Genomic DNA, 17,528 nt, shown 5'->3' with positions numbered 1-17,528 from the left:
TGAATTATGGCAAATGCAGCAGTATTAAAATATACTAAAGTTATTAAAACTACCAACTTGTCTGATATGCAGTTTGATTTGGAAGGTTTTTTAGTGAAATTTAAAATAAATGGGGTTAAATATGCTCATTCTAATAAGGATGATTTTAGAAATGAGGATCAAAATACTATTTATGCAAGTGGAGGATATTATCAGGAAGAATATTTTTTAAAGTATTTAGCGAAAGAAATTTCTGCAGAAACTTTGCAGACTAATTATCAATTGAAAAATAATAGTTTGCCATTGGCTGTTAGTGGTGATACAGTAAAAGTACAAAAACTAAAATTAGTTGAACCTTTTGCTGATTTTTGCAAGGTTGAAACATTTTCATGGACTTACGATATAGGTTCACCGATAATTGACAATGATTTCAATATTATAATTCCGGCACCTAATGCACCAGGGTATTCAGTTGCAACAAATACAGCCACAACAGATAATCACGCCGGTGTTTTTTTTGATCATAAAATAGCCCTTTTTGTTGATAGTAATCAACCTGACAAACAGCAAAGAGCTTTACTTATTGCTAAAATTGCCTTGAATATTGATAGAATCAATAGGGATATATTTAGTTTATTTACTACTTCATTAAATCCTAATTTTGCTACGTATATATCATCACAAAATGCAGAATGGACAACACTCCCTGTTTTTTCGAATCCAACTGTTCAGGATTTTCAAGAATATTTGATAAATATTTCTTCTTTTTATGAGAGTGCTTATTCTAATCAATTATTGATTCAAAGTGCATCAGATGATAAAAAAATATATTGGCTTGCAAGAGCCATGTCTGTTGATGGTTTGGCGGTTATTTCTGCTTATGATAAGTTGAAATTACTTAAACTAATTGTAAAAGATTATGTTTCTGAGTGGAATGATAATGAGCAATTGGTACTTAATATTACTGAATCAGTAACTGTATCTCAAGGAAATGAGTTTTTAGAAGGTTTATTGCAGCCTAATTATGAAGGAAAAGAAGAGATAACTCTTTTTCAGGTATTATTTGAGGCTATAGATGATAATAGATTATCCAGATATACTTTTGGAGTATTTTCATCTGAAAATAATAGAATGAAGTTTATTGTTCTATTGTATAAAATATGGAAATCATCTAAATATAATCCATTTTTTCAAGACTCATCATATACTCAACCAGCTAACAACTTTGGAATTTTTCCTGAATCACCATATATGAAACTTGAACCTGTTTCAGGAAGTTCAATTGAGAAAACGAAATATTATGATGATTTAAGTGTGCCACCGCTATTGAGTTATGACTCAGTAAGTTCTTCTACCGATAGTTATCTTAGAGTTACAGATGTAAGCTATGGTTTCGAGTTTAATGGAAGAAAAATATTAATTTACAGAACAGCTACTACAAGTACAATTAATTATTATTCTACTCAGGAAAATAATCAGTATGTAAATACATTTACTTCTTTATATGGTTCTTATAGTTTATATCAACCTATCAGCATTTTAGGTTTTAAGCCCGATTTAGGATTAGTAGAAACACTAAAAGATCCTGAAACCGGTATAAATTTAGGAGAATGTATACCAGTATTTTTAGTACTGTATATGGAAGATTACAGTAAATTAAAAAAGATTGATTTTGGTGTAATGCTTGCTGCCGAATTAGCATTAAACTTTACTGGAATAGGTGGCTTGTCTAACTTAAGATATATAAGCTATCTTTCTAAAATGAGAGGGGTTGTAATGGGGACGGCAGGTGCATCAGATGCAGTTTTGGCTTGGAGTGCAGTTACCGGAATAAATAGTTTAGTTCAATTTTCAGCAGGAACAGCTTTAGCGATTAGTAATTATACTGCTCAAACTACGACAGACCCAGATATACAAGAATTTTGCAATAGATTGAATGTTTTGTTAGGCATCGTTACCATCGCATCATTATCTGCAAACCCTGCAATGAAAAGGAAAGTATTTGATGCATCTAATGAAGTGATCTCTGAAATTTCTAGATTAAATAATCTGGTGCCACCAAAGCCTCATGGACTTCCACAAGATGTAGTTGATGCAATTTTATCATTAAATAGTAATAGGCAATATTCAATTACATTTATGACTAATAAAATAAATAATATACCTAATTCCAATAATTTACCTAGTTTGTTTAATTCGTTAAACCAGGATAAAAAGTGCCTGTTTTATAGTCATTTCTATAAATCTCCTGAAATAGATTTAAAAGCCTTAGCGTTGAATGAAGGATCATTGTTTAATATTTGGGATAATTTAGATGATTTGAAAAAATTTGGATATGATATTAATTTTTTGAGATGTGTCCGTAGAGTGAATTTATCTCCAAGGATTGAAAACCATCTTATGAAATTAGATATTGTAATCAAACCTACAGGGGGGTACCATATAACTGGTGGGCATCACTTGCCTAGTGTAATGTCAAATCTTCCAAATGGATATAATATTCAGTTGGATAATGTTTCAAATTTGCTTTTAGGATTTAAGAGAGCAAAAGTAACAGTAGTTTTACCAGGAGGAGGTACAAAAGTAAAAGGGGTTTCTACTTTATTTCCAGATTTTTGGACCGCTACGAGAGTGAAAGAAGAAGTTGGTTTTGCTTTGTGGAAAATTGGTAACCCAAATACGCCAGGACATCATGTAGCGTGGTTTTCTAATGGGGTTAGAGTTAAGATAATTTTAAGACAAAATCCAGTTACAAACGGAGTGATGTTAGATAATATATTAGTTTTTGAGTTTTAATAGATAAAAAGATTGTTATGAGTGGAATACATAGAAATTATAATTTGGAATTTTATAATAAAGTGGTAAATGGATGCATTGATAAAGATGTAAGATTAATTGATAGTAATAGTAACAATTATATTGATTTGATGTACTATTTAGTTCAAATACAATATTTAGATAATATTTATGAAGTTTATTTACCAGAAATAAATAGGGCATTGGCAGGAGAAACAGTATTGGATTCAATCTGTTCAGGTACAATAGATGCAAGTTTGGATCAAGTAAATACAACTTTGGAATGGAATGGAGTATTAACAGTTATCCCAACTAATGATTTTAAATCAATATTACTAGAATATGCTGAATTTTTACAGCAACCTCCTCTTAATGGAACAAGAACATAATGAATAATGTCAAGAAGAGAGCAATTCAGATTAAATTTATTGTATGAAAATATTAACAGATTATAAAATACAATTAGTAAACAGAATTAATTTTGGTAAACAAATATTTACAATCAATGATGATCTTACAGCTTGTCTCAATGAATTTTATACTGAGGGAAAAGCGAGTGATTTATTAAGTTTTATTAATGAAGCTATTGATACAAATGGATTAGAAATACAATTTCCAACACCGAGTCTTTATTTAATAATTATCAAAAGTCCAAATGTAAATGTTTACGCAGATATTGGTTCATGGGAATCAAATAATAACATAATATCTGATTATACATTGCCTATAACTCATTTTAAAGTAATTGTTGAAACTTGGAGAGATTATCTGATGCAATAATAAACACATGAATCAATTTATTATTGATAAATATGAAATAAAGTTTGAAATCCTTTTAGTAGATGGTAGAAAAGAAATTCAGATAACATCAGACGTTATCCCATATTTCAGGGGTTATTTTATCAAAAAATATCCAGAGTTCCTTTTAGAAGAGGTTTTACCTGAGATAAATAAGGCAGTAGCTGGACAATCGTTTGATGAGGATGGGGGAGGTGTTTATCATTTTCTCAGAATAGGCGAAACAACTTCTCATTTTTATACTGATGAAGGTGATGAATTTCCAATTCCAACCAGTGATTTAAAGGAGATTTTATTATCATATATTGAGTGGATTACAGAAAATAATTTAGAAAATAACATATAACAATTCTGTAGTTCAAAGTAATATTTTCCGAACCTTTGATTTTGGTCTTAAAATGTTCAAGATAAATAGAAAATGAACGAATAATAATGTTTTTGAAATAGTAAACAAGAATAATATATGCCTAATATAGTTCCCACAGCAAGATATTACCCACGATTATCGGAGGTAATTACTGTAGATGATTTGCCTGAATTTTTGTCGTTTGTACAAAACGGGTTAAATGAAATTTTCGATAAAATACATTATAAAAACCTGCAATACTCTAAAAGCTATAGAGGGGATTCGGCCTTTTATAGCTTGGATATTGTAAGCAGTAGTAAATTGGCCATTCCATTACCATTTGATTTGGCATTGGTGTTAAATCCGGATATAACCGGTGGTGATTCGAACATATCATCGTTCCCGATATCGCTTGAATATCAGTGGGAGATATTAGCGTTTTTGAAGAATTTTAATCTGGATAATTTTTCTTTTGCTGTGGAAGAGTTTTACAGAGTAGGACTGCAGGTTTTCCGTATAAGCGATGACCAGGTATTAGCACATATACTGAATAATTTTGTTGAACCCGCAGATGAAAATACATCCAAATTTCAACAACTTTTTGATGATTTAAATACAGTTCTTGATTTAAATACTCCACTGGAATTACCAACTGATCCCAATGTACAATCAGTAATTTCAACAATTGAAGGACATCCTGATGTTAATGATTCAATTTCGGGTGTTATGTTTGGGGCATACATTCTTGACTCCGATGCGGGAGTAATGAAGACTAAGCTTCAAGGATTCTTCAATATAGTTGTACCTGATGGTATTGAAGATTATATAAAGAAATTAATTACTCCGAAGGCTAAAGCTACTTTGGCTTTGAGTGCCGGAATTGAATTTCCTTATAATGTTTTGAGGCCCATAAACTCAGATGGTTCCGACTATGGTTCCAGTGCTAAATCAACCTTTGTTTTTGCGGAAGCACAACTGTATGTTGATACTGAAGCCGGAATGGGATATCAATTGGAATTGGGAGGAACTTTGTACCCGCAATTCAATGCGATTGGGAATACTGGTATTATGCTAGAGATTGATAGCTTAAAACTTGATTTGAGTAAAAATTCCAACATTATAGAGGCTGATTTGGATGGTAGACCGAATGATTTTATTGGGGTTTATGCCAGAGCAGTATCTGTTACCTTACCAGCAAGATGGTTTCACGATGATACAGAAACATCTGGAAATACACAAGCGACTTTACGGCTTGGAGCATATGACTTACTTGTAGGATCAGGTGGTTTGTCTGGAACCATTTTATTAGAAACTGTACCAGTTGTAACCAGCGGGGGAACATTTGAATATTTTAATGATAAGTTTAGTTTTAACTATCCTATTAAAATGTTCGAAAAGAATGATATAACGGGAATTGTAAGCGAAAAAGGGATAGTGAACTATCAAGAATTGAAAGATTATTTACAGGTGTTAAATGCTTCTAATTCCCCCTATGGATTTAAATTTCCTTTATCGTTAACAACTACATCGAATGTGAGTTCTCCAATAAGTCCTTCGACAGTTTATGTATTTAATACTGCTCAGGATTATCAGTTGTTCCTATCCAACTTGATAGAAAACAAACTTTGGAAGAAAATAGGAGGTGACAATGGATTCAAAATAGGTTTCAGCAAATTTGATATTAGTTTTAAACAGAATAAGGTTCTGTCATCAAACATTAGGGCAGCTTTAGAAATACCTAAGTTTAAATATCCATCGGGGCAATATGCTGGGCAAACAGTTAGAATAGATATCGAAGGACATTTACATGATGATGGCAGTTTTAATTTGGCTGCATCGCCAAGTTCACCATATGATATAAAACTCCCTGATGTTCTTACTTATAGTGTGAAAACAGTCGAATTAGGAAAAGATAATTCTGAGAATGCTTTTTACATAGGAACTTCAGGAACATTAAAATTTGACAGCGTACCCATATTAGAGGATTTGGAGGCTATTGAGATTGACAGACTTCGTATTTACAGTGATGGCTCGATAGAAATTAAAGGAGGATCAATACACCTAATTAAACCTATCGTACTGCCTTTAGGACCAGTTGAAATAACAGTAACGGCAATACATTATGGATCACACCAAAAAGAAGTAAATGGTGTGATGCGTAAGTTTAATTACTTTGGTTTTGACGGTGGCGTGAGCATAGACCCGTTAGGAATTGAAGTAAGAGGTGATGGAGTTAAACTTTATTACTGCTCTGATAACTTAGATGATAAGCCTGACCCTTATTTACACATACAAACTCTCTATATTGATTTAACCATACCAGCGAGTAGCCCAGTTGCTATTATTAATGGATGGTTGTCTATTCCAGAGCCAGGTACTTCTCCTGAATATGCAGGAGGTATAAAAATTAAACTTCCGAAAGCAAAAATATCCGGAAGTGCAGATATGAAGCTTATGCCGAAATATCCGGCATTTATTATAGATGCGGAAGTAGAATTCCCGGCACCTATTCCTTTAGGTTCTTTTGCCATTTATGGTTTTAGAGGATTGCTAGGATATCGTTATGTTGCTGAGAAAGAAGCGATAGGACTAGTGTCGGGCGTAAACAGTTGGTATGAGTATTACAAGGCTCCGCCAAGAGGAATTCACGTACGCAAGTTTAGCGGGCCAAATCAGACAAGACAAAGTGGTACACCATTTTCAATTGGTGCAGGAGCCTCATTGGGGACATCTTATGATAATGGAACTACGCTGAACATTAAGGCGATGGTGTTATTGTCTGTACCATCATTATTTATGATTGATGGAAGGGCATCTATTATTTCTGCCCGATTGGGACTTGAAGAGACTAAAGACCCTCCATTTTTTGCCTTTGTAGCGATGGGTGACAACTCTTTAGAGTTTGGTTTTGGTGCTGACTTTAAAATGCCAACCAGTAATGGTGCTATTCTTAGTTTGTATGCTGATGTGCAAGCAGGTTTCTTCTTTAATGATTCATCCAAATGGTACATTAACATTGGTACACGAACCAATCCTGTTACAGCTCGCATATTGGATTTGATTGACCTTCAAAGCTACTTAATGCTTTCTGCAAAAGGAATAGAAGCCGGAGCACGAGGAGAGTTTATTTTCAATAAAACGTATGGTCCAGTTAGTGTAAACGCTTGGGCTTATGTTGAGGTAGGAGGAAGATTAAGTTTTGAAAGACCTCAAATTGGAGGATATATAGCGGCAGGCGTAGGTGCAGAAATTAATATTAGAATTCTTCATTTATACATAGGCATTGACTTACTGTTTGGTGCCGAATCGCCGACGCCATTCCTTATTTATGGTAAATTCCGCCTATGTGTAAGAGTTAAAATATGCTTTATTAAAATTAAGTTCTGCGGAGAGGTGGAAATTTCATGGGACTTCAATAAAACTGTTGACAGAAGACCAGTTAACCCATTGATAAGTGCTGCAAGTGGAAAACCTATAAAAGACATTGTTTTAGGGGTTAATATGTTAACAAATGAGACCTTCTCGTTAACGTACTTAACAAATGGAATGTTGAATAATAATGGTACGCCAATTTCATTGAACGCTAATGGAATACCGGTTATAGATAATCTGCAAGTTTTGCCAGATAAAATTAGAGAAAGAATAATTCCGCTGGATACTTACATTGATATTAAAACTGAAAAAGGGTTATTGCCAGGTTCTATTGGAGGACTTATTGGAGGAGTAAACAATGCGCCGTCACGTTATACAGATTTAGTACCTCCAGATAAAGTTGTTAGAGGAAAGGAATTACGACAAGTTAAACATCAATATAAAATTGAAGAGTTAAGCGTTAAAGCATGGAATGATGCGGCATGGGTTGACTATAACCCATATAAAGCATTATATCCAAACGATACATCGCCAGTTTTAAATACTATGAAAATTGGTCAATGGCAAAAAACAGACAAACAATATAACACTATCCGTTTGTTAGCTACAACTCCATTTTCGTATACAGAACAAGGAGAGCCAGGCTGGTATATACCGGAACAATATGGTTTAACATCAGGGTCACTTTTTTGTGAGACTCAGGAATTAGAACCAAAATGTGCTGACTTTATTTCAAAGCCTTTAGGTCAACAGTATTATTGTTATGATGTGAATCACCGGTTTTTCTCTAATAACGTCTCATTTTTATTGATGAATAATAGGGATACGGATTATGCCGTTGTTACTGATGAAAGCAATGTTTTTAATATTTCTAAATCGCTTTCTATTCCTAACAGGACAAAATTAGAAATACTATTGCCAGAGTCTTCGGTAGAAGTAACTTTGAGATTGACAAGTTTTGGTGAAGGAGTGGTAATAAGATACTATTCATCGCTAATTAATGATGCGGTTTTTGAAGTAACTTATGGGCATCCTGAAACGGGGGAATTGAATGAAGCTTATGAGGTTTATAAGACTGCCAGTGAATTAAATGTGCCTATTGTATTAAATACTAGTGAATTTTCGAATTGGAGCGCCATAAGTAAAATTGAAATTCTTCCAAAATCCCCTAATCAGGCGCTTGTTTTAGCTTTACAAGAGCAGATAGCTGCAATTGAGGAAAATAACATGCAGATTTTGTTAGGAGCGGTTACGGGTGAATATCAAAGTACTGATAGTCTTGAAGCTCAGTTATCTACTTTGATTGGTATGGGATGTGGAATTGTGAATCAAGTTCCAATTGATCCAGTATGCTCCAAAGATTTGGTTCTTTGCCAGTTATATAATGATATTTCAAGCATTTATAATAATTGTTTTCCTGATCCAGCAGATATTCATTTTTCTGATTTTTCAGGTCAAGTTGATTGCACTGAAAATATTTTGAATCTGATTAAAAGTTTTAATGCTTTACACCCTGAATATGGTGTTCTAAATGCTTTAGAAACTAAAATTGATGTTCTTGAGGATTTTACGACCGGTCCAGCAAACTTGGGAACTTATACTGACACTTGGCTGGCTGTGCAGTCGATTCTTGGGTATTTGGAATTGAATGGTGATTGTAATTGCAAGGAGCCTAATATTCGAAAATGTTATACTCTATTGCATAAAGTGTGTTGGTTATCTTTGGAAGATTATGAGTTTAATATTAATATTCCACCTCTAGGAGCAATAAGGGAAGATTCAATGGCTACTGTAGCCGGAATTACTCAATTTATACAACCAATCTGGAGACCCGATACAAGTTATATTGTTCATTTTAAATTGAAAGACATTGTTGATAATGGAGCTACAGCTGGAGGAGAGTATTCCTATACTTATGGTTTTAGCACGGCCGGGCCTGTTGGATTCTTTCATAAACATGAAAATTCGATATACGGTTTGGTTAAGGTGGATTCATCTACTTATTTGAATGAGACTACCGGAGCAATTATACAAAACGGTGTTCAAACAGGGTTACAGGAAGCGTCACCTGAGAAGTATCCTTTAACATCATTAAGACAGTATATTGATTATAACAGATCTTACCCTAATGCGGATGGTAATTTATTAAGTGCTAAACCATTGTTTTACGACGATGAGAATAACACTAAAATATCTGTTTATTTTTCTAAGGCCTATGCCACACATTTCTTCCATAATTGGGAAGATTATACTGCGGCCGGACTTGAAGAGACTAAAGGTAGAATGAAAATAGTTATTAAGGATCCGAGAGAGGATGTTTCAATAGTAAATCCACCATCGTTAGATTCGGTTGTTGATGAAGTTGCAATACCTCAAACTATAGAAGAATGGACTACAGATAATAATCCGTTAGTACCTTTTGTTTTCAATCAGTGGATTAATTTGTTTTTAGATGATAATTGTATTGGTGAGAAGCCTGAAGTGATTGTTCCGGCATCTAAGTATCTTTCAGTTACACTGAAAAAACTGAAGCCTCAGAAATTGTATACTGCTATTGTGAACAATATGTATGACCTGAATAAAGATGGTGATTTAGGACCTATACCAGACCCTAACAATCCAGGGATTATTTTGCAGCAAAATGAAACAGCTGAGGTACACAGATTTGTATTCCAGACATCAAGATACAGAAGTTTTAAAGAGCAAATTGAAAGTTACATTCTTGATGAAGCTGAAAATAGAAGGGCAATATTTACAATTGATATGTCACTAAGCCAAGAGATGATTGAGGCGGCATACAGGGTTATTAATCAACAGAGTTTAAGCGGCTTATTTAGTGATGATGTTATTACCAGATTAAATGCAAATTATCAGCATGCCTATGACAGGTTATTTGAAGGTGTTTTAGGTTTAAAACCACTTGATGAAGCTAAAACCACGGAGTTTAACATTATCAGAAATGCAGATGATTTTAATAAAGTTATCGCGATAATAGTAAGAAACCCTGAACCGTTTAATAACCCTAAAATGACTTTGTCGGAATTAAACGGAACAATTAAAGTCATGCTGCCAGGTTCAGAAACCATAGATAATTCTTATTCTGTGTTGTTTTCTAAAGATTGCTCTCAAGCAATCATAATGAACCAAAATTTAGTGATAGATGAAGGGACATTAAGAATTGGTTTCGTTTATAAAACCTGGAATGGTATCAATCATATTGTCTCAGGTTCAGAAACTGTTGAAATTTTACTTTAACTTATTTAGAAGATATTAATTATGTCATTTGTACAAGAATATACAGCATCATCTCAGATTATTAATTATAGTGAAGAGTTTTTTGAAGGAGGTACGTCATTTATTTATTCAGTGGGTAAGGATGGGAGCGATTCTCCAACAATTTTGAAAACAGATATTAAAGGTAATACTATCTGGCAAAGAAGATATTATCTTAATATTGGGGGTGGACCCTTTGCCTTTCGGAAAATTATTCAAATTCAAGATCAGGGAGTTATAAGTTACTTGCTTAGTTATAATGATGGAGTAAATGAGTCTTTGGTCTCAATTGATAAAGACGGGAATATTAATTATAGTAAACTATTGTCTACTGATAACCCTAGTGGGGATTGTTTTTTGGTTAATTCTAAAATTAATAGCGATTATTATTATGTTTATCCGGGACGTTATGAAGGCTATAGTTTAGAATTACCACAAATTATTATTTTAAGATTCAGTTATGATGGGAATTTACTTAATCAGACTTATTTCTCAACAGGAAGTGCTGATGATTTTGAGATCCGCAATGTAGTTAGTCACGAGAATGGAGTAACCGTTTTGGCTGACCATAAAGCCGGTAAGGCACACATAATTGAGTTTGATTATTATGGTTCATATGTATATCTACACAAGGAGATCTATTTAGGAGATTTTGAAAATTCGGATTTGATAAGCCATGATATTGTAGCAGTAAGCACTTCTTTAGTTGAGCCTAACAAGAATAAATATGTCATTTCCGGGTATCATACTGTCGATAGTAAAATCTTCGTTTTAGCGATTGATTGTGGAGGAGATTCTTATTATTACAAACTTGAAGATAGTGCTGACAGTAAGTCAAGTTTATGCTACTACAATAATAATCTGTTCGTAAGTATTACTAATCCGTCAAATTCGAGAGTTGATAAGTTTAATACTTTTTTGTTTGATAGTTTTTCTCTCCTATGGTCAAGGCAATATTTTTATTCAGGACCTGAGGGTATAAGAAGAATTGTTTATAACGAGATTAGTGATAATGTAGTTAGTACGTCAATGAACAACAACTTGTTATTCTATGATGATACTGACTTAAAAAATTGTATTTCTCAAGAATTAGTTTATGAATTAGCACCTAGTTCTGTTATGTATTTAACAGATGGTGACCCATATCTGCAAGGTATAAATATAAGTATCAGCGACGTAGAAAATGCGTTTCAAGACGTTTTTTCCTCTGGAGATGTAATCTGTGGTGGGCCGCCAATAATTAATTTGTCTGAAGCAACTTCTTTGCAATCTCCTAATTTTTATGCTCAAGCTGTTGGATCAACCGGCAGTGATAGTACAAAAGGGTTTCAGTTAAGATGGTTACTGAAAGGAGCGTTGGGGAAACACCTTCCAAAGGGAAATTATGCGACGAATACTTTTAATTTTAATAAACCGAATGATTTTGTAAAGATTTATAGGGCACCTTATGTTGATTTGAGTGTTACTTTGGATTTTTCTATCGCTCCTAATTTAGTTATTGATAGTCGAAGAAGATGGATGTATGCTGTAGGTGGGAATACATTTTATGTGTTTTTTAGAGACATACAAATGTATCAAACGGCCAGAGCAAATTATAATCCCAATACACATCCTACAGAATTTATCACAGCGTACGGAGAAGGATTAATTGAGATAGAAAACAAAACGAAACTGAGTTTTTCCGTATCTCCAAAATTTCAAATTTTATCTGAAAACAGTACTGTAAAAGTTGAATTGCTTTCAGTTGAAAAGAATTTAATATCTGCTGATAAATATACATCATTCAGGGGTGGATACTATACCAATGATCTTAACGATAAAAAATTAGTAAGTGAGAATATAAGAAGTATTAGGTTCTCGGGTTATGATGCAGTAATTAGTAAAGTTTATTTTGAGTTTTACTATAATTTCATAGAGGACTCCAACTATAACAAAACTTGGGAAGACCTTGGTAAATATGCTTTAACTAAAAATACAAATATAGCGCATATTAGACTTGAACCAGAAGTAGGGTTGGTTCATAGTAAATGGCTTCGTTATAATGATGAAGCTTATGTGAACACAGATAATTATAAGGATAAATGGAATGGTATTTCTGTTGAAGAACAAGAAAGAATTTCATTCGTTGTTGATAAATATATAGAATTAAGCGACTTAGAAATCAACCCAACTGCAACAGAAAGTTTTCCATTTATTGACCAAACTGTTGGACCAGTTGAAGGTTTTACTCCTGATCCAGATTATGATCCCTCTCAACCCAGTTCAAATCAATTTGAAATTTCAAATTTGCAATTATTGCAAATATCATCATTAGATTACCATGTTGCGCGTATGTTGGGATTGGGAATCCTTGATTATAAAGAAGAGCTATTTGAAGGGAAATATATTTATTTAGCTGAATATATTACCTATGGGGATTTAGAAGATGGTTTAGGTGCCAGAGAAGTGCAACATGTTTATTGTACATTACCTACAACTATTGATGATGAACGGTTGTCGTTACCTCTTGATATTAAAGAAGTTAAACCAGGAGTTTATTACGGACATGGGACAGAAGCGCCACAATTGTTAACAGATCCTGAAGGCTATACCCATGATGGGCGTACCCGTTTTTTAACATTATACCACGAGCCACTACATGATGAAGCTCCAAATGAACCTTTTTTTGCTAATGGTCATGAATTTGATTCATCTGCCTATACTGAGCCAGTATATGCAGGTCTAGAGTATAAGTTGAGTAGTGATTTTATATGGAGAAAACCGGAACTTCCTTATGATAAAAAATATTTTAATATAGATACTACGGTTATACAAGGAGATAATAATGAAACTGTACCGATTCTTATACCAGAAGAAGGTAATCCTTTGTTCATTCACAGAGAAAAGCAAGCTGGAGAACATACATATAGCTCATATGGGATTAATTGGTTTAGCAGAGCTACATCCAGTAGTTTGAATTTTAATATTGAAACTGTTTTTCCAGTTGTAAATACGCTACAACCGCCTACAAACATAAATGCGCTTTTAATAAGAAAAGAGAACCCTCTGTTTTTGACGTCTCTTTATGAACAACAGAGATTAAATTCTATTGTATCTAATGACAAAACATTAATCCGTTTAACTTTTGATTATAATCATACTCAAGAGTTGATAGATTATCATAAAACAATAAATGGCCAAACAATAAGCGGTTATTATGAATTGGATAACAGTGATGAGGTTTTTGCGGATGAAATAGAAGTCTTTTTTAGAAATGAGATGCCTAATGTCATTTCCGGAAAAATTCATTCTGTAATTGAAGATCCGGCAAATGAACTACTAAGTATAGTCACGACAGAACCTTTTGTAATAACAAGCAGTACAACGCTAATCAATGGTAATCCAAACACTGAAACAATTGAGCCGGTCATTCCTAATGGTTTGAACAGCAATTTTGTAGGCAGTGTTATGAGGATTGATGAAAAGGAGTTTATAGTTCATGAAGTGGTGCAAGGAGCTAATCAATATCCAGAGTTTAAGGTTTTTAAAAGAGCCATAAATGGTGCACAATTTGGATTTGCTGATGTTTCAAATGAAGATTTAGAATCACCAGAAAACAATAAGTTATTTATTGTTGTTGAGAACATGTTGTCTGAAGGATCATGGAATTCACCTGCTCCAATTAGTTTGACGATAGGAATTGACCCTCAAATTAATTCAATTCATAGTGAGGAAATATTTGTTCAGACGCCGGACGCTTTAACAGTTGAAGGGCATGTTCAAAAGTTTCGAGGACTTTTTAGAACTGCAACTATTACTAAGCACTTGGAGACGGTTGAGGTTTATGAAGATGAGAATGACACGTCGCCAACTATTTTAGTTAATCAACATCAAGGGATATATAAAATTGAATTTGGAAATTTCACTCTGAATCAGCATTATCAGCATTCAGAGCTAGATCATTCCGTTGAGTGGTACAATGGCGTTATTAGACTACACATGATAGGGCAAGATAGTAAGCGCCGTAAAGAGTTTAAGGTAATAAAAACAGAAAATATTGGTGTATCGGGTCAAAATTTAATTGTTTATATTATTGATCCTGAGTTTTCCGATGAAAATCCTAATAATGGACAAACAGGTTATATTAAGACAGGGAATCAGAGTGTAGCTTATTATCCGGGTTACAAAGCATATTTTCATTATGATGAAAATAATGGTTTGACAGAACAAGCTATTTTACCAACTGAAGGTGAAGGGGAGCGTTATTCTATTTTTGGTTTACGAAGTCATAGAGTTAATAATAACCTGCATTCAAAAATATCTACGCCGGTATTAATGTTTGCTAAAGAAATCGAAGAGCCATTAAGACCTGAGTTGCCTAAAGGAGGCAAGTATGCTACTCGACCAGATTTTTACGGTAAATCTACTTATACTTTTAGAACTGCATTTGCCAATGACCATAAACCATATTCAATACAGTTTAACAGAACGAGTGATATTCAGATTTTAAGTGCTATATACAATCAGCCAACAATTGATACTATAGTTGATACTATTTTTAAAAATGGGGAGGAGACTTTCTATGTTAACAGGTGGGAAGACTTTTTAGGTTTTGAATATGAAGATGGTTTGTTTAAACCATTTGATTTAGACGGGGAGATGGTTAGATTACCATTACCTAACAACACAAGATTTATTGCAAGTATCAATTCATTTATTGACGAGCATAATAGTTTTTATAATAACCTGCCAAATGTAGTATCTCAACTGACTGAAATTTCAAGTCTAAATCAAATAGTTGTACCAGGAGTGCCAGGTAGAAACGGAGAGTTACTGTTGAAGGATTTTATTAAAAATGTTATTCATAATTGCTTTGTGCCATTAACAGAAGTTCCGGTTATATACAGATATGTTAAAAACGAGTCTGACGGTTACGTACCTATTCCTAAAAAACAAGTTATTAGAGACAGAAACGGGAATTTATTGCCGGTGACACACCCTGAATTTGACATGGCACCTATGATGGTTAAGCTTACTCCTAATCAAGGAGCGAGTCCAACAGTTGGAACTGATGAAGTACAATTTACCGATTATGGACTTGATGGTGCCTCGAATGCAAAGTATTTTTATACTGTACGGGAGTTTGATCTGCAAATGAAAACCGGAGAGTATAGCCCTATTTTAGGACCAATAAGCTTAGTGAATACTTTGCCACCAACAGCTCCGGAAATTTTGAAGGTCACTCCAATACTTGCAAATAGAGTACTGGAGATTACACCAAAAATTCAATTCGAAATTAATGCTTATAAAAACATTCAGAATGTTAAAAAGGTTAATATCTACAGGGCATCAAATAGGGTAGATTCATTATCGATACGTACAATGCAATTAGTTAAAGTAATTGATGTTGAAGTAGCATCTTTTGACGAAACCGGTCGTTGGAGTTTTACTGATGATTTTACTGATTTACCTGAAATTCCATATGGTGATCCATTGTTCTACAGTTTAACTGTATCCCGACAAATCAAATATATTGATAAAGATGGAAGTACTATTATTGATTATGCTCCGTCTGAAGCTTCAAAAGTAGTGTTGACAAACATTGTTGAGAATTACAGTCCGGAATCGCCGGTAATGGAATATTATTCCGAACCGTTAGGGACTGAAGATGTTGATTTGAATTGTATAACCTTAAGTTGGAACAAGACCACCTATAAAGGAAAATATCATTTATATAAAATGAATTCAGGAGGGAATTGGGTTAAAATACATGAAATAAATTCAAACGAGAATACAGTTTATGTACAATTAGAGGATACAGAATTGAATAATCCTTCATTGAGGGTTATCTCTGATGATGGTTCAAAGATGTACCACCATTTTAAAGTAATAGCAGAAAACACATCCGGCATGTTAAGTTCTAAAGAAAATATCCTGACAATTTACAATGAAGTAACTTGGAATGATGTAGGAGGAATAGGTACTATGATTGTTGGAAGAACATTTAGAGTAAGATAAGACCAATTGTTAAAGGAAAAAAGATATAATTATGGCTACAACCAGAGAGAATTTAAAAGGATATTTTAATACAGATGATAGACCAACGGAGTCTCAGTTTTTTGAGTTAATAGATAGTTCAGTGCATTTAGATGAGGATAAAGCCACCACTGAACTTACACAAGGAGGAGCTGATAATACGAAATATGTTACACCTCTTACCGCGAAAATTTCGGTGCAAACTTTTGCACCAGTAAAAACTGTTAATGGGATAAATCCTGATTCAAACGGTAATGTTGTTGTTGCAAACGTTAGCGGAACGGCATCTACAATAACCGGAGCTATTGCTAAAACCCAAGTAACAGGATTGGTCACTGATTTGAACAATAAACAAGATTTATTAGTTAGCGGTAGTAACATTAAAACGGTTAATGGTATTTCTATTTTGGGGAGTGGAAATGTTGGATTTACCAATTTTATTGCGGCACCTTCTTCTTCATTTAATTTGCAAGATTCTACAGTTGAACAAAATGCATTTCCCTCCGGATGCGACGAAATTATATTATCATCAAATAAAACATATCTTTTTAAAGGAAAGTATATGATTACTGCTGGTACAGTTTCTCATTTAACATCAATGGGGTGGTTAACTAGTGGAGGACTTAATATTACATCGATGGAGTATGTTGCAAATTCATTTCTTGGGTCAGCAAGTAATGAAACTACTGCCACTCAGTATTCAACTCAGATTAGTAGTACTGCATTTAAAAAAGTAATTGTATCAACAAGTTCCAGTGCTGCATTGACAGTTGAATTTGAGGGGGTGATACGTTGTACAACTGGAGGTAAATTAGTTCCCCAAATTTCTTTTTCTGTAGCTCCCGGAGGCACAAATATTATGAAATTAGGAAGTTATATTCAACTTACTGAGATTGGTGATAATTCTGTTCAAGCAGTAGGGGCCGTTAGTTAATTTAATAGAAGAGTA

The 17,528-nt window shown here is 33.7% G+C and carries 7 protein-coding genes; all 7 read left to right on the top strand.

Translation table 11 applies throughout. From position 1 onward, the window contains the following. The first annotated feature begins 6 nt into the window (after nucleotides 1-6). A complete protein-coding gene (locus FLJC2902T_RS06180; protein WP_023578924.1) occupies nucleotides 7-2,775 on the top strand; it encodes an EndoU domain-containing protein in 2,769 nt (922 codons plus the stop codon). A 17-nt stretch (nucleotides 2,776-2,792) separates the two neighbouring features. Next, entirely contained in the window at nucleotides 2,793-3,164 is a 372-nt protein-coding gene (locus FLJC2902T_RS06175; protein ID WP_035677557.1) for a hypothetical protein, read from the top strand. Between the two features lie 43 nt (nucleotides 3,165-3,207). Continuing rightward, nucleotides 3,208-3,555: a hypothetical protein gene (locus FLJC2902T_RS06170; protein ID WP_023578922.1), complete on the top strand. Its 348-nt coding sequence runs from the start codon at nucleotides 3,208-3,210 to the stop codon at nucleotides 3,553-3,555. Between the two features lie 7 nt (nucleotides 3,556-3,562). After that, nucleotides 3,563-3,919 (top strand): hypothetical protein, encoded by a 357-nt coding sequence (locus tag FLJC2902T_RS06165; RefSeq protein ID WP_023578921.1) that lies wholly within the window; start codon nucleotides 3,563-3,565, stop codon nucleotides 3,917-3,919. 117 nt (nucleotides 3,920-4,036) lie between these two features. Further along, on the top strand, nucleotides 4,037-10,546 hold the full coding sequence (locus FLJC2902T_RS06160; RefSeq protein ID WP_023578920.1) for a hypothetical protein: 6,510 nt from the start codon (nucleotides 4,037-4,039) through the stop codon (nucleotides 10,544-10,546). A 21-nt stretch (nucleotides 10,547-10,567) separates the two neighbouring features. Beyond that, on the top strand, nucleotides 10,568-16,561 hold the full coding sequence (locus FLJC2902T_RS06155) for a fibronectin type III domain-containing protein (protein WP_023578919.1): 5,994 nt from the start codon (nucleotides 10,568-10,570) through the stop codon (nucleotides 16,559-16,561). 31 nt (nucleotides 16,562-16,592) lie between these two features. After that, the gene (locus FLJC2902T_RS06150; protein WP_023578918.1) at nucleotides 16,593-17,513 is read left to right on the top strand and encodes a hypothetical protein; all 921 of its coding nucleotides are present in this window, start codon (nucleotides 16,593-16,595) and stop codon (nucleotides 17,511-17,513) included. The last annotated feature ends 15 nt before the right edge of the window (nucleotides 17,514-17,528 follow it).

Source organism: Flavobacterium limnosediminis JC2902 (assembly GCF_000498535.1).
Taxonomy (GTDB): Bacteria; Bacteroidota; Bacteroidia; order Flavobacteriales; family Flavobacteriaceae; genus Flavobacterium; species Flavobacterium limnosediminis.
Note: the sequence above shows the minus strand (reverse complement) of the source record. Positions and strands in the feature narration are given on the sequence as shown.